Source organism: Acinetobacter sp. TR11 (assembly GCF_027105035.1).
In the GTDB taxonomy this organism is placed as follows: domain Bacteria; phylum Pseudomonadota; class Gammaproteobacteria; order Pseudomonadales; family Moraxellaceae; genus Acinetobacter.
On the sequence record NZ_CP114256.1, the window covers coordinates 844,333 to 861,833 of the forward strand.

Genomic DNA, 17,501 nt, shown 5'->3' on the forward strand with positions numbered 1-17,501 from the left:
TATAAAATGAGGAAATAGAAAATGAGCTTAGGAAAAGTCAGCCGCGAAATTATTGATCATATTATGTTGATTGGCTTAAACCGAGTGGCAAAACGAAATGCCTTTGATAGTCATATGATTGCAGATTTATCTTTAGCTTTAACCGAATATGAAAATAACCCTGAATTACGCTGTGCTGTCATTTTTGCACATGGTGATCATTTCACGGCGGGTTTAGACCTTGTTGAATTACAACCCAAAATCCCTCAAGGAATTTTTAGTTTCGAAGAAGGTCAAATTAACCCTTGGGGTGTCGGTGGTCGGCATCGAACTAAACCTGTGATCGTAGCTGTGCAAGGGATTTGTTATACCGCTGGGGTCGAATTGATGTTGAATGCAGATGTCGTCGTCGCTAGCGAAGACACGATTTTTGGTCAGCTTGAAGTGCTACGTGGAATTATGCCTTTTGGTGGCGCAACCGTACGTTTTGTGCAGGCAGCAGGGTGGCAAAAAGCCATGCCATATTTATTGACAGGGAAAACCTTTGATACTCAGAAAGCCAATGAATTGAATCTCGTATCTGAAATTGTTGAAAAAGGTAAGCAGCTTGATCGCGCTATTGAGATTGCACAAGAAATTTGTATTGCTGCGCCACTTGCATTGCAAGCATTGTTGGCTTCAGCAACTGATGCGGTCACTCAGGGAGAGGTTTTTGCATTTCAGAATATGGACAGTTACCTTAAGCCATTATTTGCATCGCAAGATGCTCAAGAAGGCGTACGTGCCATGCTTGAGAAACGTCCACCACAGTTTAAAGGTCAATAAAAATAAACCGACAATTCATGTCATTGTGAATTGTCGGTAAATATTTCTAAAAATCAGAAGAAAGAAGTCGTGATCTGTTCCACTTCATTTGTTTCGTGAAACCAAATGAAAATGGATTCTGCCAATACATTTTGATTGAAAGCTTCTGGAAGAAAAATCAAATAATCACCGCAGCCATTGTGAGCGAAAGCAACTGCTTGTTCAGGGAAGCCATGCCATGTTCTTGCAAGTTTGGTTTCATGAACAATATGGTTGCATGTACGCATTTTTCTTTTTTGATCAGACTCATCAAAGAATGGAAAAAGTTGCCAATCATCTTCTGCAAGAAATAATTCACCACCATTTTCAATCATCATTTTATTTTTAAACGATGTAGGAAAAGTAAGATTCAATACTTGTTCAGCCGCAGTTATATACTGTTTGTCTATTGGGAATGGCATAACGATTTATCTTCGCTCAGGTTTATATTGTGATTGTATTCTTTTCAATGCATGAAATAGGTAGTGGTGTCTTTCTGGAGAGAGTCCAAGACCAAATGTGATAGGCTGATTTGCCTCAATGACAATTTGAGCTTGCTGTTTATTGGATGAGTTCTTTGAACGGTTTTCTCTAATTCGACTAACGTCATGCCAATTAAAGTATTTTGATTTTCCTATTCTGCCAATTCCAGTAAAAACACGTCCACCTTGTTGATTAATGGTGAGCTCGATTTTACCGAATAGCATCATCAGTGTAAGTGAACCAAAAATGATGGTTCCAATCAGAAAGGGGATACCAAATAAACTTTGTAAAAGGCTAAATTGTTGTTTTGCGATTTGAGTACCATAAATGCCACCCAATGAGCCACCAGACCAAATCAACATAAAGGGTACTAAAAAGAAGGCAATCGGGCTTCTTAGTGTTGCACCCAATTTTATTTCTTGCAGATTGTTTTTATACCAAGTACCACGTGGTGGTTGATTGATATCAAACGCATATGTTGGCGTATCAAAATTTTCAGAAACACGAAAAATATGATTGCAAACTTGGCATTTCCCCATATCCGTTTGGATATTGATATTTTCATTTACAACGTCAACCTGACAGTTTGGACATTTCATTTTTATAGTGCTTAACTTGCTTAATTTTATGAATTTTAGTATAGCATTGTCATTTTGCATTCTCATCAATTTCATATCGAGCAAAGACGTGATGATCTAAATTCAGGAAATAGCTTTGCCAATAACAGTTACAGCACCCAGTGGATGGTATGGCATCGGGCATTGCAATATACTGTCGTGAACACTTTTGTTTTAATAGGATAATATTCAATTGAAAGATTTTCTATTTTCCTAATAGTCTTAACTGAACACAGATGTGGATCGCATTGTGAACTTGAAAATTGAATTTCAATAGATATGACATGGTTTATATTCTGATTCTTTTATTTTTGAGCATTATAAAAAATAAAAACCGACGATTCGAGTGATGATAAATCGTCGGTCAAAATCTTTTTCAACGGCTTTGGCTGCTAACAAAGCCATTGTTAAAGATGGAGAGTCATAATGAAAGGTCACCGAAAAATATTGCGGATGCCGTGCAATGAACATTCGGTTGCTGCGACCTTGTACCCTATATAACGCTGCTAGGTGTGGATTGGTTGACATAAAAATGAAAAAAAAGTGAAAAAAATTTATAATTATTTTTGAAGTAGATTAGATTTGGTTTATTTACATGATTTCATTGCGTTTGTATTACCTTTGGTTTTTTATTGTGTGCTTGATTTCTAGCCTAATCGCTGGAGTCATCGCTGCAATTTTACCTAATAGCATTGGAGGAGTGCTTACAGCTATTCCTTATTTAATTGCAATGATTTTTGTTTTATTCAAATTTCTAAAAAAACAACATCGCGCACCAACCCTCTCGGAAAAGAAACGATTAAGCCTTGGATTTAGCCTCATTTTTTGGGGTTACAATGCATGTAGCTTACTTTTAGGATTGTTTATTTTTGCACGTAAAGATCCCGACGTTTGGCAAAATTTTATTTTATATTTCAAGCAACCCATGTTTTTAATTACTGTCGTTGCAATTTGGTTGATGATTGCAGCACCGTTATTTTTAATTACATATTGGTTTTATGGCGCACAAGCACAACGGATGGCGAACAAGATGTTTAAGGTATGAGTAAAGTTCACTTGTAATTCACCTGTATTCTGCTAAAACTTTTAATAAGATTCATTTTTGATAGATCAATCCATGAAAAAAATGACGGTATTGGTGACAGGTGCAAGTGGGTTTATTGGTTCTCATCTTTTACCTTTTCTATTGAAAAATAATTTTCAAGTGATTGCACTGACACGACAAAAAAATAAAGCTTCTTATGATTCAGATTTAACATGGGTGAATGATTTAGATGAAATCAAAGTCATTGAAATTAATTATGTGATCAATTTGGCTGGTGAAAATATTGGTCAAAAACGCTGGACTAATCAAAGAAAAAAACAACTGATACAAAGCCGAGTTGATATGACTGAACAGCTTTATCAATGGTTACAGCAAAAAAGTATTTTCCCCCAATGTATTATTTCTGGCTCAGCAATTGGCTATTATGGTATTGATCCTCAAGAGCATTGGGTGGATGTTTGTGATGAAAATATGCCTCCGCAAGCAATTTTTATGTCTGAACTTTGCCAAGCTTGGGAGCAAACTGCATTAAAATTTAATCAACAAAATACTAAAATTATCCGTTTAGGTGTTGTGTTTGGTAATGGTGGTATTTTGCCGCAGATGTTATTACCCATCAAATTAAATGTGATTGCCAAGATTGGATCAGGTCAGCAACCTATTGTTTGGATTCATATTCAAGATGTTTTATCTGCTATCCATTTTTTGATGCAGCTTGAGGCTTCGCAAAAAGTATATAATTTAGTCGCACCTGAAAAAATAAATCAGCACGCTTTTGTTAAAGTTGCTGCAAAAATTCTCAAACGTAAGCCTTTACTTTCGATGCCTAAATGTGCCTTTGAAATGGCTTTAGGCGAACAATCACAATTAATTTTAAATGGCCAATATGTAATACCGCAGGCATTATGCAGTCATGGTTTTAAATTTCAGTATCCAAATTTAGAGCAAGCCTTAACTGAAATATTATTGGATCACTAAATTTTTTTTCTTCAAACGACTTGGTGAATATGCACTTGGGTCAACAATTGGTGCTTGTTTTAAAATGAGTTGGCGTAACAATTGCGCTGAACCAGCCCCCATACATAGACCATTGCGGAAATGTCCGAAATTTGCCCATAAGTTGGCTATATCAGGCATTTCACCAATATAAGGAATGCCCTGAGGTGAACTAGGACGTAAACCTGCCCAGCGGCTCACGATGGGGAATTGTTTTAACTCAGGCACCATGTCTAAACATGCATTTAAAATATCTTGCTGTGTTTGCTTATCCACAGCCGTACTAAAACCACAGTCAGCCATACTCGAACCACAGACAATATGACCATCTTGACGTGGAATGAGATACATCACACGGTTCATACACATGGTAGGCAACCAGTTTTCAGGTGTTTTGAACAGCAGCATTTGTCCCTGTATCGGATGCACAGGAATTTTTCGATGTATGTGTTCTTCCCAATATTGACTCCATGCGCCCGAGGTCAGAACAACATGATCAGCATGAAAAACTTGACCATTTGGGGCTTGTATCCCGTGTACTGTTTTATTTTTAACAATCAGTTGATCAATTGGGCAGTGTTCAAAAAAACGAACTAAGGGGTGCTGTTTAAGATAGCTGATGAGAGATTGTAATAAACGAGGATTACGTACATTCGACAGTTGTGGGAAATGAATGGCTTGTTCAAATTGTTCTGAAATATGAGGATTTACTGCTTCAAGTTGTTTCCGATCTAACAAATCACACTGCTGCATTGGCTCATGATGAGTTGATGCGTAATTGAGTCCAACTTCAAAATCTTCTTGATCAAAAATCAACATACCTGTGTCGTGGATTTGAAAATCAATTCCCGTGATAGGCAGAAGTTTTTCATTCCACATTTGATACAGCGATTTACCGTATTGTGCAAGTTGGTTGACTTCTGGTGCATATCGCCACGGGTACATCGGGGAAAGAATTCCACCGCCTGCCCATGAGGCAGCCTGACCTGCTTGTTGTTGATCAAAAATATCAACAGAGCAACCTTGTTCAGCAAGTTCTAACGCTGACATCAAGCCGCTAATACCCGCACCAATAATGGCAATATGCATAAAAAATTAAACCAATTTAAAAATTCACCTCTTTGATATTAAAGAGGTGAGGAGTGTTTTAGCTCAGCAAGGGAGATTGCTATCTCATCTCTTTGAGTTTACGCGCTGCTTCTTCGGCAAAATAGGTCCAAATACCATCTGCACCCGCACGACGGCAGCACATCAATGACTCTAAAATCACGCTTTCAGATAACCAACCATTTTGAATCGCTGCTGCAAGCATGGCGTATTCACCGCTGACTTGGTAGACAAAAGTCGGCACGCCGAAGGTATCTTTCACTTCACGAACGACATCCAGATAAGGCATGCCCGGTTTTACAATCACCATATCTGCACCTTCCTGAATATCAAGTGCAATTTCATGTAATGCTTCGGCACGATTGCCGATATCCATTTGATAATTATATTTATTTGCACCTTTTAAATTACTTGCTGAACCCACTGCATCACGAAAAGGACCATAGAAGCTTGAAGCATATTTTGCTGAATACGCCATGATATTGGTATAGATAAAACCATTTTGTTCAAGTGCTTGGCGAATCGCACCAATGCGTCCATCCATCATGTCACTAGGAGCAACAACATCAGCACCTGCTTGCGCATGACTTAAGGCTTGTTTGACTAGGCATTCAACCGTTTCATCATTTAAAACATAACCCGTTTCATCAATAATACCGTCTTGACCATGTGTGGTATAAGGGTCAAGTGCGCCATCGGTAATCAATACCATTTCTGGTAATTCTTTTTTCAGTAAGCGACAAGTGGCTTGAACCAAACCATTTTCATGCCATGCAGCTTCCGCCGTTAAACTTTTGTCTTCTTGTGGCGTTACTGGAAATAAAGCAAGCTTTGAAACACCGAGTTCGAGCAAATTTTCTGCTTTTTTGAGTAATAAATCAGCAGATAGACGCTGCACATTTGGCATGCTTGGAATATCTTGAGTTTGTTGTTGTCCCGGTAATACAAATACTGGATAAATCAAATGATTAGCTGTGAGTTGTGTTTCACTGACCATGGCACGAAGTTGGTCATTTTTACGGATACGGCGCATGCGAGTCGCGGGAAAAGCGGGACGATTGAACGTATAAGTCATAACAATCTCGATGTTCAGTATTACACTATAGGAATAATTGAAATATTTAAGTCATGCTAGGGAGAGCTTAGCGGCTAAGTTCAATTAAATATCCTCGCTATTGTAGCCCCATAATTTTAGATTTGTACAAAATAATGGGATGTTTATCGTTCCTTTGGATTTAGACAGCGTATGAATGATGTAAAGAAAAACTGGACAGGCAATATTCAGTTAGGTGCTAAAGCCGATCATGACGTGGTATTAAAGCAGCTTTGTAAAGCATTTAATTCTTCACCATTTTTTAAGCATTGTGGCATGAGCATGCGCGTTGTTGATGATCAAATTGAAGGTTATATCGAGATGCAGCCTGAGTTGGTCGGTAATGTAGCCTTCCAAATTTTGCATGGTGGTGTTGCTGCGACATTGCTGGATAGTATTGGTGGCGTGGTTGCAATGGAACAACTTTATCGCCGTGCAACCCCTGAAGATTTACCTGACACGATTAAGAAAGTATCGCGTTTAGCAACTGTAGATATGCGTGTTGATTATCTTGCTCCGGGTCGTGGTCAGTTTTTTACTGCGCGTGCGGAAACATTACGCTTAGGACGTAAAGGCTGTACCATGCGTATGACGATGCTCAATGATGAAGCTAAACCAATTGCAACGGCAATCGCTTCTTACGCCTTTTAAGTATAGTGTTCGATATGAAAGCGTCTTTTGACGCTTTTTTATTGTTTAAATGAAAGTGAAGTAAAAATAATTATCAAAATATAAGAATTGAACGCATCAGTTATTTTTTTTATTCTCGTCATATGATTTTTTATCGTTAAAATGCGATTTAAATTTTTGTTTGTATTTTGATCTTAGGTTTTAACAATTGGTTAAGTTAAAAAAACTAGACTGATCGGCTGATTAAACCAAAAGTTAAAAATCCCTTTAATTTTCAGGAATAACATATGACTGACGCCCAAGCTAATCAACAAGATATTGCTGCTAATTCGGCATCAGATGATGCAATGAAAGCAAAACGTAAAAAGTTTTTAGGATTTTTCGCACTTATTCTTATCCTTGCAGCAATTTTGTATGCTATTTGGGCGTTGTTCTTTCATCATGCTGTCAGTACCGATAATGCCTATGTTGGGGCGGAAACGGCACAAATTACCTCAATGGTGAGTGGGCAAGTCGCTGAAGTTTTGGTGAAAGATACCCAACAAGTTAAAAAGGGTGATGTTCTCGTTCGTGTAGATGAGCGTGACGCCAAAATCCAGTTGGCACAAGCACAAGCCGAATTGGCAAAAGCGCAGCGTCAATACAAGCAAAGTCAAGCCAATAGTAGCTCATTAAATTCTCAAGTTGTGGTTCGCAATGATGAAATTAATAGTGCACAAGCACAAGTAACTAAAGCACAAGCAGATTTTGATAAAGTTAACTTAGAATTAAAGCGTCGTAATGAACTTGCTGCTTCAGGAGCGATTTCTAAAGAGGAATTGAGCAAAGCGCAAAGTGCTGTATCGACAGCACAAGCAAGCTTAGATTTAGCCCAAGCGGGTTTGGCGCAAGCAACTTCAAGCCGTAAAGCCGCAGAAAGTACACTTGCTGCAAATGAAGCATTGATTCAAGGGGCAAATGAAGCATCAACACCTGATGTTTTGGTTGCAAAGGCCCATGTTGAGCAAGCAACGCTTGATTTAGAGCGTACCGTTATTCGGGCGCCTGTTGATGGTGTGGTGACACGCAAGAATATTCAAATTGGACAACGTGTTGCACCAGGTACTGTGATGATGTCAGTGGTGCCTGTATCTGCGCTGTATGTCGACGCAAACTATAAAGAAAGTCAGCTTGCTAAAGTGAAAGCAGGGCAGAAAGTAACGCTTCGTTCAGACCTCTATGGTGATGATGTTGTTTATCACGGTGTTGTTCAGGGATTTTCGGGTGGAACAGGAGCTGCTTTTGCTCTTATTCCCGCACAAAATGCGACAGGAAACTGGATTAAAGTGGTACAGCGTTTACCTGTACGTATTACACTTGATCCAAAAGAACTTGCAGAACATCCATTGCGTGTAGGGTTGTCGATGCAAGCGGACATTGATCTCGCATCGAAGTAATCAGCCATGAAAACGCAGAATCCTTTTGCAGAACTTAGCGGTGGGCGGTTACTGCTCGCCGCATTCGTCATTGCACTTTCCAACTTTATGGTGGTGCTAGATACCACCATTGCCAACGTTTCAGTCCCCCATATTACAGGGAACTTAGCTGTTTCTAGTTCACAAGGGACGTGGGTGATTACCTCTTACGCCGTTGCTGAAGCGATCTGTGTTCCACTCACAGGTTGGTTAGCTGGACGTTTTGGCACAGTCAGAGTTTTTGTTTTTGGGCTAATCGGCTTTACTATCTTTTCATTTTTATGTGGTTTAGCAACCTCATTAGAAATGTTGGTATTTTTCCGTATTGGTCAAGGACTTTGTGGTGGTCCACTCATGCCACTCAGCCAAACCTTGTTAATGCGAATTTTTCCACCAGAAAAACATGCACAGGCAATGGGACTTTGGGCAATGACCACTGTCATTGGACCTATTCTTGGACCAATTTTGGGTGGTTTAATCAGTGATAATCTGTCTTGGCACTGGATTTTCTTTATTAATATCCCTGTGGGAATTTTCTGTGTATTGGCAGCCATCCGCTTGCTGTCTGTAGCAGAAACTAAAACTGAGAAATTACGAATTGATGCAGTTGGTTTAGGTTTGTTAGTGCTTTGGATTGGTGCTCTACAATTGATGCTAGACCTTGGGCATGAACGAGATTGGTTTAACAGTGCTAGTATTATTGTTTTGGCATTGACAGCAGTTGTTGGCTTTATTGTTTTCATGATTTGGGAACTCACAGAAAAGCATCCTGTGGTTAACCTGTATGTATTCCGTCATCGAGGTTTTGCCGTTTCTGTTTCAGCATTGGCATTTGGCTTCGGTGCATTCTTTGGCAGTATCGTTTTAATTCCGCAATGGTTGCAAATCAATTTGGGTTATACCGCCACGTGGGCAGGATATCTGACTGCAACTATGGGTTTTGGTAGTTTGACGATGTCGCCAATTGTTGCGAAGTTATCAACCAAATATGACCCAAGAGCATTGGCTAGTTTTGGATTAGCATTGTTGGGTGTGGTTACGGTCATGCGAGCTTTTTGGGTTACAGATGCAGACTTTATGTCGTTAGCATGGCCACAAATCTTGCAGGGTTTTGCAGTGCCATTTTTCTTTATTCCACTGTCAAATATTGCGATGGGTTCTGTCTTAGCTCAAGAAATGGCTTCTGCCGCAGGTCTAATGAATTTCTTGAGAACAATGGCAGGGGCGATTGGCGCTTCAATTGCAGTGACAATTTGGGATGATCACACGAAAGTAGCTCGTAGTGAAATGGTGAATAATTTGCACCCACAAGAAGTGCAAAATACGTTGCTTCAAAATGGTTTTTCACCTGATGCAACACTCGCCACGATTGCAAATTTAGTTGATAAAGAAGCGATTACAATTTCAGCTAATCATGTGTTTATGTTATTAGCAATTGTATTTATTTTTGCGAGTGCATTAATTTGGATGAGTCCAAAACCTAAAGCAATTACGGGTGGACCTGCACCACATTAATTTTGATAGATAATCAATTTTTCTTTAAAAAACTCGGATTGATTCATCCGAGTTTTTTATTTAAATCTGATGTGAGTGTTTATACCGTCCAGTGGCTTTGTTGCACAAAGATTTGAAATGCAAAGCGTCCCTAATTGAGCCAAATTTAAGGCGTAACTTGGGTAAGGGGCGGCGTTTTATTTCTTCTCTTTTCATTTCTTTGTATCCCTGCGGTTTCAATTTTTCTTCAAGGATACACGTAGGGATACACGGCGAGCAATATTATATAAAGTTATGATCAGTTATATATAGGCAAGAAAAAAGGCTTAAACCATTATAGTTCAAGCCTTTTAGTCTTATATATCCCCATATTCGGGCATATAAATTTGATGGCGTCAATTGAACTAAAAACATAAAAACTTGAATTTTATAATATTTTTAATTTAATAAAAATTATGTGATACATATAGTGATACAAAGTCGATTTAATTAACTATGAAACCTGAGTTTATACAATTATCCCAACTTTTCACAAAATCTGTTTCATGATAGTAAATACTAGCTTTCAAATTATCTTTTAATGCCTTTTTCATTTCTAATGAACGTCCATCAAGTTGGTCATCCGTATATTCAAGATAGTAATATTTGAGTAAATATGAAAACCCTGAGCCATCTCTAATTGATTGACTATCCCCATATTGATCTGCAAACTTTGCCAAATTAGCGAAATCAAAACTGCTAGAATTGTATGACCACTGACCTTTGACATAAATAGTCAATAAATTCATAAAAGTATCTAAAAATTCTTTTTCAGACATTCGGCTAGGATTCATTGATTTTTGTTCCATAGCTAAGTAAATGACAGCCATTACTGTAGATACAGAATGATTAAGATGGTTACTTATTAAAGCTAATTTCTGTAGAATTCTAGTGAGATCTCTCGAATTAAGATTAAATACTGCGGATAAAATTAAAATATCATTATCATTTAATCTCAATCCGAATTTAGTAAGATAGGTTCTAATTACTTCAATATAAGTGCCACTCTCCCTTTTTGGGAATTTAATGTTCAAATCAATGAATTTTTCTAAGTAACTATTTGCTGATCTAAAGCCATAGAAACTGTTTATAGATTCTTCTAATTGAGACTTATTTGTTGAGAGAATAAAAACAATATTTGGAATATCAAAGAAGTGTTTAATCCGCTCAATCAGTTTAATTGAAAACTCTGGCTTACACCGATCAAGTTCATCCACAATAAAGACCAAAGGTTTTTCTAGATCTTTAACAAGCTTCGTAAGCTCATCTTTAAAAAAACCAAGTTCATTTTTACTTTTATTATAGTCTTCAACTAAATTTGTGAGATGTTCTCTTAGCTTTTCTTCTAGTAATTCACCCGCTTTTTCTCCAAATTCTCCCGTACCGTCTTTAATATCTTTTAAAGTTTGTGTAACTGTTGAACTAAAATGTCCAGCACCCATCAATGTCATTGTTAATGACCACAAAAGCATAGGCATATTAGGAAGAATTGCATGATAGGCACTAACTAACTTTTCTTTAAAATCATCCGAAACAGTTTTATCAGCTTTAACAGCATTAAGGATTTCCATTGATAAAATTAGAAATGGATCTTCCATAAAATCATGCATAAAGGCATCAATATAAATAACCTTGTACTCATTGGCTTCTAAACCAGCTTTCCAATTTTTGACAAACCAAGTTTTTCCTGCACCCCATTCCGCATCTAATGCAATTGTCGCCCCACATTGCAAGTTAGAAATGAAATGAGTTAACTTTTCACTTAGTTGCTTACGTCCCCATAGATCTCCTTGAAATGGTACTGTAATTTCTTCCTCACGATCTTTGATAAATTTAGTTGCTACATTCATTCTTATTCCCCCTTTTAAGTATTGCTCAAAGTATAAGATATCCATCTAAATCGCAATTTTTTTGAATGGTATACACAGACCATGTTGTTAATTTTATAAGACTTCACTCTTTTAGATAAATTATAGTTAACTAAATATTAAGTTTAAGCATGTCCCTATGCTTTCCCATTTAAATCAAAGCTTATATTTATTTAGACAAGTACCTTTAACAAATCCTTGAAAGAATGCTCCATTGTTTTTTAATCGTCCTTGCATAAAATCATTTTTTTCAATTTCAATCATGCCGTTATTCAAAGTTTCTTCAACACTTTTTAAAGTGCCGACAACAGGCTCAAGATTCAAATTTTTATGAATCGTTTGAATGTTAGAAAAAGCTTGCTCATGTCCAAATCCATTTGCCACTCTATTAACGTAATAATCATAGGCAAAATCACAAAACTTAGTAGCTAACTCATTATATTGTTTAATTTCTATTTTACTCATACTTTCTTTTTTTAACCTAGCTTCTGCTTTTGCTTGTTCATATTTTTGTTTAGCTTCAATTTGACGTTCATCTTCGAGACGTACTTGCTCAGCTTTTTCTTTTTTAACCCTTTCTTCTTCCTCTTTTTTTTGTTTTAAAAGCCTTTCTTGCTCAAGTTTTTCTTGTTCTCTAAGTTTCTTTTGACGCTCCGCCTCTTCTCGTTTTCTTTTTTCTGCCAACTCCAATTCTTTACCGCCACATCCAGTCGATACGTAATATAGATCATACATATATACTAAAGCGCCATATTCAGCAGATCGAATAAATGGTAATTTATCGTATGCATATAGAAATGGTACAAACCCCTTGTATGCCCCATACTGATTTTTATAATTGATTTCACCACACACTGATTTTTTACCATCTAAATTGGTTACGACACGAACTTTTCTAAATTGTGCTGAGAATGGATCATCAATATTATCTTTAATTTGTGTCTTAGCAGTATTAATCAAACCTGCATCATTAGCTTGTACATTTGAAATTGCCAACAAGACTAACGCAGTTAAAAATAGTCTACGCATATTTTCCATTTGAAATTTAACTTGAAATATAAAGTATATATCTAATAATTTGTATCTTGCCATAACAATAATAAGAATAGTGCTTATATAAGTTATTAGGCAGAATCATTTCATACAAAGCGCCGTGAACCTTACCATTACAAGCCTACGGCGTTCTTGTAGCTATAAATTAACTACAGCAATTTTACGAGTAATGCTTAAAGTTCTTAGCCAAGTTACAAACTGCATTCACCACCATTCTGTTCAATTCGGCATTCATTTCTATATCTGGAGCCAACTTTCTCCAATTCCGTTGTGAATCCAAATATGCTTCTTTCTCCATCCCATAGACATCAATTTTGTTCATATAGACACACACTTGATGACTCGATGCTTCTGCTTTTAGATGTGTAAATCTAAGCCCTTTAAAGCTCTCCAACAACAATTGTCTGATGTTTGAAAATGAGTTATTCATCCGTGAGAGTACAGGCTTTTTAATATTCTTCTCCGCACGAATTCTCCATTCACTTTCTTTCAACGGCGTACCATTTTGATCAGTCTGCTTTTGGTATATATGCCAATACTCATCAGCTAATCTATGATTGATGCCAATATTGAAACCATCTTTTAACTTTCTATGGAGCACAATCGGATTAACAGGAATCGGGACAAATACGCCTGTTTGCGTTTTAAAGACTCTTAAATTATTTGCAGTACTAGGAAGCCTGAGGGACTTTAGAAGCGCCGTAGCAAGCCCTAGATGCTTATATCCGTAGAAGTCTAAAGCGACCTCTAACTCTACAATTTTCATACTCTGATGAAGCAAGCCAAAATGATCTAAACATCTCAGCCGTTCCTTTAAAAGCTTAAGCGAATTCATGTCATGCAAACGAATTACATAGCCATTCAAGCTGTCTTTGATGTAATGTCTAATCCCAGTTTTCTCAGTTAAAAACTTTTTAATATCATGTCGAGTAGAAGGTTTTGTAGTTTCAAAATAAAGATCTAAAAAATCCACTTTCGCTCTGATCTTAATATTCATAGCCTTAAAATCGTAGCTATTAATATTGGAATAGATCTTTGTTTCTAACTCATCAGCTTGTTTGGCATTTTCTGCATATCGTTGCTCTAAAGCTTCCCATATATCGAATGACACCGCCTCACCCACATGGAAACTAAATCCACTCTCACGATTCGATTCTTCACATCGGTCAGACCTTGCTTTTAATAAATTCAGCTCAAACCGAATTTCATTTAACTTGGCATAAAAATCCGTAAGGGTAAGTTTCTCTTCATCAATTTGAGACAACAGATTCATCAAAGCCTGATATTCATCACCAACTTTCAAATTCAACATAATGCACAACCTATTTTTTAAGTAAAAAAAACGGTTCAATCCATTGAACCGTTTCGCCATCAATATTCCTTAATTAATCAATCAAAGAACTCTCAAGCCTTTTAATTTCTGCATCCACATCTTCGTTTAACTTATCTAACAGACGATTAAATGACTCACTATCTTTAAGAGATCCCGTCATTAATTCATCAAAGTTCGGCTCAGGAATTAAGTGCTCTAACTCCTCCCAATTAATTTCCAAATTAAGATCTTGCCAATGATCTGTTGCTCTAACTTTATCAAGTACAGTCAAAGCAATCTTTGTTGCCACGTGTTTTTGCATGTCCATGATTATCTCCTTTAGGACTTAATGTTTTGTGTGAGTAGTTGATGCTCGAATGAATGCATCAAGTGTTAATTGGGTATAAGCAACTTTGCTATTTCTTAGCTCGAACCTAAGCTTGTAAACTTCTTTAGAAGTCCGATTATTTGCCAAAAATGAATACCACTGCTTCTCAGTTTTAAAAGGCAACTTTTTGGCTAAATACTCTGAGGCTTGCGGTCTTGTGAACCATGTATTTTGATAATTCACGATTGCGCCTTTCTTTTGTTATGCCATTCAACTAATTCGGCATAGCTAAAGAACACTGGTGCTTGTCTTGATTCACCGTATTTAATCGCTCGAGGGAACGAGGGATCTCTGCGCATGAGCATTCGCAAGGTGTCTCTCGACACATCTAGCATTTGACATGCTTTTGAATATGAGATTTGGAGGGGATTCATTTGCTAACTCTCACCTTACTTGATGTGAGAATTCTGAAATAATTTTTTAATGTAGGAAATTTAGTTGCGTGGGAAGCTCCCACGCAATGCCATTTTATTGTTTATGTTCAGCAAACAATTCTTTTAATTCTTTCCATTTTCGAATTGTATCGGGGTCAGGGATAGTTACATGCCCCTTAATTTTTAATTCAGATTGCTTTTCTAAAATCCTAGGCAAATTTTTTGTCAAAAGAATATTCACATTAAATCCCAATTCTTTTTTTGTTATTAAGGGATTTTTTTTAATTTCTTTCTTAGCAAACCACAAACCTATATCTTTAATTGTCCTTGCTTTTTTAGTATGACCTATAATTCCATCAGTATTAGGCTTTCGAACAGGAGAAGGAATATTTTTGATCTGTTTTAGATCAAACAATAAATCTAAGACATTAATTCCCAAGCCTAAATTAAAGCTGTTTAATACTTTAGCTAACTCAATTGGATCTTTTGAGATGGTACTACAATCTAGAGATTTAAAAGGTTTATCTAAAATTACATACTGAGAAGAGCCCCTCATATAACCTGTCGTTGATGCAATCTTGATATTGCCATTAATTTTCTGAAAACAATTCAGAAGCTCATTCAGATTAAGCGAATCTATGCCTACTTTATAAATCTTTTGATCATCATTCTCAATTCCTAATACAAAATATTCATCATCTCCGCCTAACTGACTAACTTGCAGAAAGTGATTTTTATACTTTGAATCAAACTTAATTAAAACATCTAAATATCCATTGCTAATATAGTGTAGGATAGTGAATTCATTTGAAGTTTGCTTTGTGGCTTTACCGATTTCCGTTATAGCATCCAAAAAGTTTACCAACACTCTTTCAACCTACTTTCTTACTAAACTGAATTACTTTCATATCCGCCAACTCTTCAAGATAGTCAGCGTACCACTGCATTAAGCGAGCACGATCTTCTAAATATTGAGCTTTGTTATATACGCCCGCCACACCATCTTTAACGTGCGCTAAAGCAGATTCAATGTGGCGCTCATCAAAGCCTCGGTTATTTAAAAGCGTACTAGCAATATGCCTGAAACCATGTGGAGTCTGACGCCCCTCATACCCAAGACGGCGCAATGCCATAATGAAAACCGTATCCGACTTAGGCTTATTCTTATCTGATCGACTCGGGAAAAGAAAATCTGATTCTGAATGAATGCTCTTAAGTTCATTAAGCAATTCAATTGCCTGTGTAGGCAAAGGAATTGTATGCTCACGGCGTTTCTTCATTCGAAAATCAGGAATAGTCCAAAGCGCATTTTCTAAATCAAATTCTTCCCATTTAGCTTCACGTAATTCACTCGGCCTACAGAACAACATAGCTAAGAGTTGTAAACCGATACGGCTATCTAGTGTAGGATAATTATTGATAGCTCGTAAAAGTGCAGGCAATTCATTTTCAGACACATGCGCCATATTCTCTTTTTTACCTTGAATAAGGTATTTCTGCATTCCTTCTAGCGGATTGTAGTCAATGCGACCAGTGACTTTTGCATAGTCATAAATGTCACGACACATTGCACACATACGCTTAACTTGCTCATAAATCTTTTGTTCAAGCTGAATGCGCTTTAGATACTCCATCCATTCAATCGGTCGGATAGAAACAAATAAGCGTTTTCCGAACATTGGGAATATATGCTTCTCTAACGCACCTTTGTTACGTGTCATGGTATCGGATACCCATTGCGTTTGCTTGGTATCAAGCCATTCACGAGCTAAAGCTTCAAAAGTAGCATTATTGGTTTCAAGCTCTTTTATCTTTCGCTCTTGCTTGCTGACAATAGGATTTTCGCCATTGCCGATGTCATTCAATAATTCTTGAGCTTTCTTTCGAGCAAGTTTGCCTTTAATCGCAGGATAACCACCTAACCCAACCCAAGACCATTTCCCATCAGGCTTTTTATATCTTAATTGCCAAGACTTGTTTCCATTCTTCTGTACAAAGAAATACAGCCCATTGCCATCTAACTCCCGATAATCCTTATCTTCAGGTTTTAGATTTTCCAATACGGTATCTGATAAAGGGCGCTTTTTAATATCCGAACGCTTCATTTTGTATCACAGTGGTTTCAATTATTTATCAATGATACACGATGTGATACATGATACAAACTCATATACTCGGTTAAGCTCAGTTATATACAGGCATAAAAAAAGGCTTAAACCCTTTAGATTTAAGCCTTTCCGCTTCATATCACATCATATTCAGTTATATAAAGCTAGGTATTTGGTGGAGATGGCGGGAGTTGAACCCGCGTCCGCCAGCACTACACTCGAGAATACTACATGCTTAGATATCGTCTATTGTTTTAACACCAAGCGACCCGACGAACAGGGTACAAGGTGCGATCCTCTAAGTTTGGTATAAAGCCCCGAGGCTTGACCTTATACGGACTTGTGTGCGTGCGCTTCGGTCGGGTTCACTGACCACAAGTATTCAGTGAAGCGGACAAGCTGCCCTTAGGCAGCTAGAGCGTAAGTTTCGTCGTTTGCGACTATTAAAATGCAAATTTTATTTACGAGAGAAAATGCGCTCTCGGCATGCATCTATGAGCTTCATCACCAGCGTCGAAGCCAATAACATCCCCATATATGAACGAACATCATAGCATAAATATTGAAAATTTAAATCTAAATTTACAGGCTTTGAGGTTTGTGGTTGAAAACTAATCT

16 protein-coding genes and 1 other RNA gene are annotated in these 17,501 nt (G+C 37.2%); 6 read left to right on the forward strand and 11 right to left on the reverse strand.

Annotation, left to right across the window (positions count from 1 at the left end; genetic code table 11):
• Positions 1–21: 21 nt before the first annotated feature.
• Positions 22–804, forward strand: a complete 783-nt coding sequence (locus O1450_RS04085) for a crotonase/enoyl-CoA hydratase family protein (RefSeq protein ID WP_269229790.1) — start codon at positions 22–24, stop codon at positions 802–804.
• A 53-nt stretch (positions 805–857) separates the two neighbouring features.
• Here O1450_RS04085 and O1450_RS04090 read toward each other — a convergent pair whose 3' ends face one another.
• Positions 858–1,244, reverse strand: coding sequence for an SMI1/KNR4 family protein (locus tag O1450_RS04090; RefSeq protein ID WP_269229791.1), 387 nt, complete (start codon positions 1,242–1,244; stop codon positions 858–860).
• 6 nt (positions 1,245–1,250) lie between these two features.
• Positions 1,251–1,904 (reverse strand): hypothetical protein, encoded by a 654-nt coding sequence (locus tag O1450_RS04095; RefSeq protein WP_269229792.1) that lies wholly within the window; start codon positions 1,902–1,904, stop codon positions 1,251–1,253.
• Positions 1,905–2,517: 613 nt separating this feature from the next.
• Between O1450_RS04095 and O1450_RS04100 the strand changes: the two genes are divergently transcribed.
• On the forward strand, positions 2,518–2,967 hold the full coding sequence (locus tag O1450_RS04100; protein WP_269229793.1) for an ABZJ_00895 family protein: 450 nt from the start codon (positions 2,518–2,520) through the stop codon (positions 2,965–2,967).
• Between the two features lie 72 nt (positions 2,968–3,039).
• Positions 3,040–3,945 (forward strand): TIGR01777 family oxidoreductase, encoded by a 906-nt coding sequence (locus O1450_RS04105; RefSeq protein WP_269229794.1) that lies wholly within the window; start codon positions 3,040–3,042, stop codon positions 3,943–3,945.
• Here O1450_RS04105 and thiO read toward each other — a convergent pair.
• Together thiO and hemB are read right to left on the reverse strand one after the other, a co-directional pair.
• Complete coding sequence (gene thiO / locus O1450_RS04110) at positions 3,931–5,052, reverse strand: glycine oxidase ThiO (protein ID WP_269229795.1); 1,122 nt, start codon at positions 5,050–5,052, stop codon at positions 3,931–3,933. The genes O1450_RS04105 and thiO overlap by 15 nt on opposite strands.
• A 79-nt stretch (positions 5,053–5,131) precedes the next feature.
• Positions 5,132–6,145 carry a porphobilinogen synthase gene (gene hemB / locus O1450_RS04115; protein ID WP_269229796.1) on the reverse strand — a complete coding sequence of 338 codons (1,014 nt, stop codon included), beginning with the start codon at positions 6,143–6,145 and terminating at the stop codon, positions 5,132–5,134.
• A gap of 171 nt (positions 6,146–6,316) precedes the next feature.
• On the opposite strand from hemB, the gene O1450_RS04120 reads away from it, so the two are divergent.
• The 3 genes from O1450_RS04120 to O1450_RS04130 all read left to right on the forward strand — a co-directional run bounded on the left by O1450_RS04120 (position 6,317) and on the right by O1450_RS04130 (position 9,762).
• Positions 6,317–6,814: a thioesterase family protein gene (locus tag O1450_RS04120; protein ID WP_004663409.1), complete on the forward strand. Its 498-nt coding sequence runs from the start codon at positions 6,317–6,319 to the stop codon at positions 6,812–6,814.
• 266 nt (positions 6,815–7,080) lie between these two features.
• Positions 7,081–8,229 (forward strand): HlyD family secretion protein, encoded by a 1,149-nt coding sequence (locus tag O1450_RS04125; protein ID WP_269229797.1) that lies wholly within the window; start codon positions 7,081–7,083, stop codon positions 8,227–8,229.
• A gap of 6 nt (positions 8,230–8,235) precedes the next feature.
• Positions 8,236–9,762 carry a DHA2 family efflux MFS transporter permease subunit gene (locus O1450_RS04130; RefSeq protein WP_269229798.1) on the forward strand — a complete coding sequence of 509 codons (1,527 nt, stop codon included), beginning with the start codon at positions 8,236–8,238 and terminating at the stop codon, positions 9,760–9,762.
• A gap of 464 nt (positions 9,763–10,226) precedes the next feature.
• Here the strand turns inward: O1450_RS04130 and O1450_RS04135 are convergent, their stop codons facing one another.
• The 7 genes from O1450_RS04135 to ssrA all read right to left on the reverse strand — a co-directional run bounded on the left by O1450_RS04135 (position 10,227) and on the right by ssrA (position 17,416).
• Complete coding sequence (locus tag O1450_RS04135) at positions 10,227–11,630, reverse strand: KAP family P-loop NTPase fold protein (protein ID WP_269229799.1); 1,404 nt, start codon at positions 11,628–11,630, stop codon at positions 10,227–10,229.
• 174 nt (positions 11,631–11,804) lie between these two features.
• Entirely contained in the window at positions 11,805–12,686 is an 882-nt protein-coding gene (locus tag O1450_RS04140) for a hypothetical protein (protein WP_269229800.1), read from the reverse strand.
• A gap of 175 nt (positions 12,687–12,861) precedes the next feature.
• On the reverse strand, positions 12,862–14,013 hold the full coding sequence (locus O1450_RS04145; protein WP_269229801.1) for a hypothetical protein: 1,152 nt from the start codon (positions 14,011–14,013) through the stop codon (positions 12,862–12,864).
• Between the two features lie 73 nt (positions 14,014–14,086).
• Positions 14,087–14,341: a hypothetical protein gene (locus O1450_RS04150; protein WP_104492180.1), complete on the reverse strand. Its 255-nt coding sequence runs from the start codon at positions 14,339–14,341 to the stop codon at positions 14,087–14,089.
• 528 nt (positions 14,342–14,869) lie between these two features.
• Positions 14,870–15,628 carry a hypothetical protein gene (locus O1450_RS04160; protein ID WP_269229803.1) on the reverse strand — a complete coding sequence of 253 codons (759 nt, stop codon included), beginning with the start codon at positions 15,626–15,628 and terminating at the stop codon, positions 14,870–14,872.
• Positions 15,629–15,647: 19 nt separating this feature from the next.
• Entirely contained in the window at positions 15,648–16,880 is a 1,233-nt protein-coding gene (locus O1450_RS04165) for a tyrosine-type recombinase/integrase (RefSeq protein ID WP_269229804.1), read from the reverse strand.
• A 176-nt stretch (positions 16,881–17,056) separates the two neighbouring features.
• Positions 17,057–17,416: a transfer-messenger RNA gene (gene ssrA / locus O1450_RS04170) on the reverse strand.
• Positions 17,417–17,501: the final 85 nt, after the last annotated feature.

Excerpts from the sequence above, each read along its gene's own strand:
- O1450_RS04085 (WP_269229790.1), top strand. The coding sequence starts at position 22 with ATGAGCTTAGGAAAAGTCAGCCGCGAAATTATTGATCATATTATGTTG.
- O1450_RS04090 (WP_269229791.1), bottom strand. The coding sequence starts at position 1,244 with ATGCCATTCCCAATAGACAAACAGTATATAACTGCGGCTGAACAAGTA.
- O1450_RS04095 (WP_269229792.1), bottom strand. The coding sequence starts at position 1,904 with ATGAAATGTCCAAACTGTCAGGTTGACGTTGTAAATGAAAATATCAAT.
- O1450_RS04100 (WP_269229793.1), top strand. The coding sequence starts at position 2,518 with ATGATTTCATTGCGTTTGTATTACCTTTGGTTTTTTATTGTGTGCTTG.
- O1450_RS04105 (WP_269229794.1), top strand. The coding sequence starts at position 3,040 with ATGAAAAAAATGACGGTATTGGTGACAGGTGCAAGTGGGTTTATTGGT.
- thiO (WP_269229795.1), bottom strand. The coding sequence starts at position 5,052 with ATGCATATTGCCATTATTGGTGCGGGTATTAGCGGCTTGATGTCAGCG.
- hemB (WP_269229796.1), bottom strand. The coding sequence starts at position 6,145 with ATGACTTATACGTTCAATCGTCCCGCTTTTCCCGCGACTCGCATGCGC.
- O1450_RS04120 (WP_004663409.1), top strand. The coding sequence starts at position 6,317 with ATGAATGATGTAAAGAAAAACTGGACAGGCAATATTCAGTTAGGTGCT.
- O1450_RS04125 (WP_269229797.1), top strand. The coding sequence starts at position 7,081 with ATGACTGACGCCCAAGCTAATCAACAAGATATTGCTGCTAATTCGGCA.
- O1450_RS04130 (WP_269229798.1), top strand. The coding sequence starts at position 8,236 with ATGAAAACGCAGAATCCTTTTGCAGAACTTAGCGGTGGGCGGTTACTG.
- O1450_RS04135 (WP_269229799.1), bottom strand. The coding sequence starts at position 11,630 with ATGAATGTAGCAACTAAATTTATCAAAGATCGTGAGGAAGAAATTACA.
- O1450_RS04140 (WP_269229800.1), bottom strand. The coding sequence starts at position 12,686 with ATGGAAAATATGCGTAGACTATTTTTAACTGCGTTAGTCTTGTTGGCA.
- O1450_RS04145 (WP_269229801.1), bottom strand. The coding sequence starts at position 14,013 with ATGTTGAATTTGAAAGTTGGTGATGAATATCAGGCTTTGATGAATCTG.
- O1450_RS04150 (WP_104492180.1), bottom strand. The coding sequence starts at position 14,341 with ATGGACATGCAAAAACACGTGGCAACAAAGATTGCTTTGACTGTACTT.
- O1450_RS04165 (WP_269229804.1), bottom strand. The coding sequence starts at position 16,880 with ATGAAGCGTTCGGATATTAAAAAGCGCCCTTTATCAGATACCGTATTG.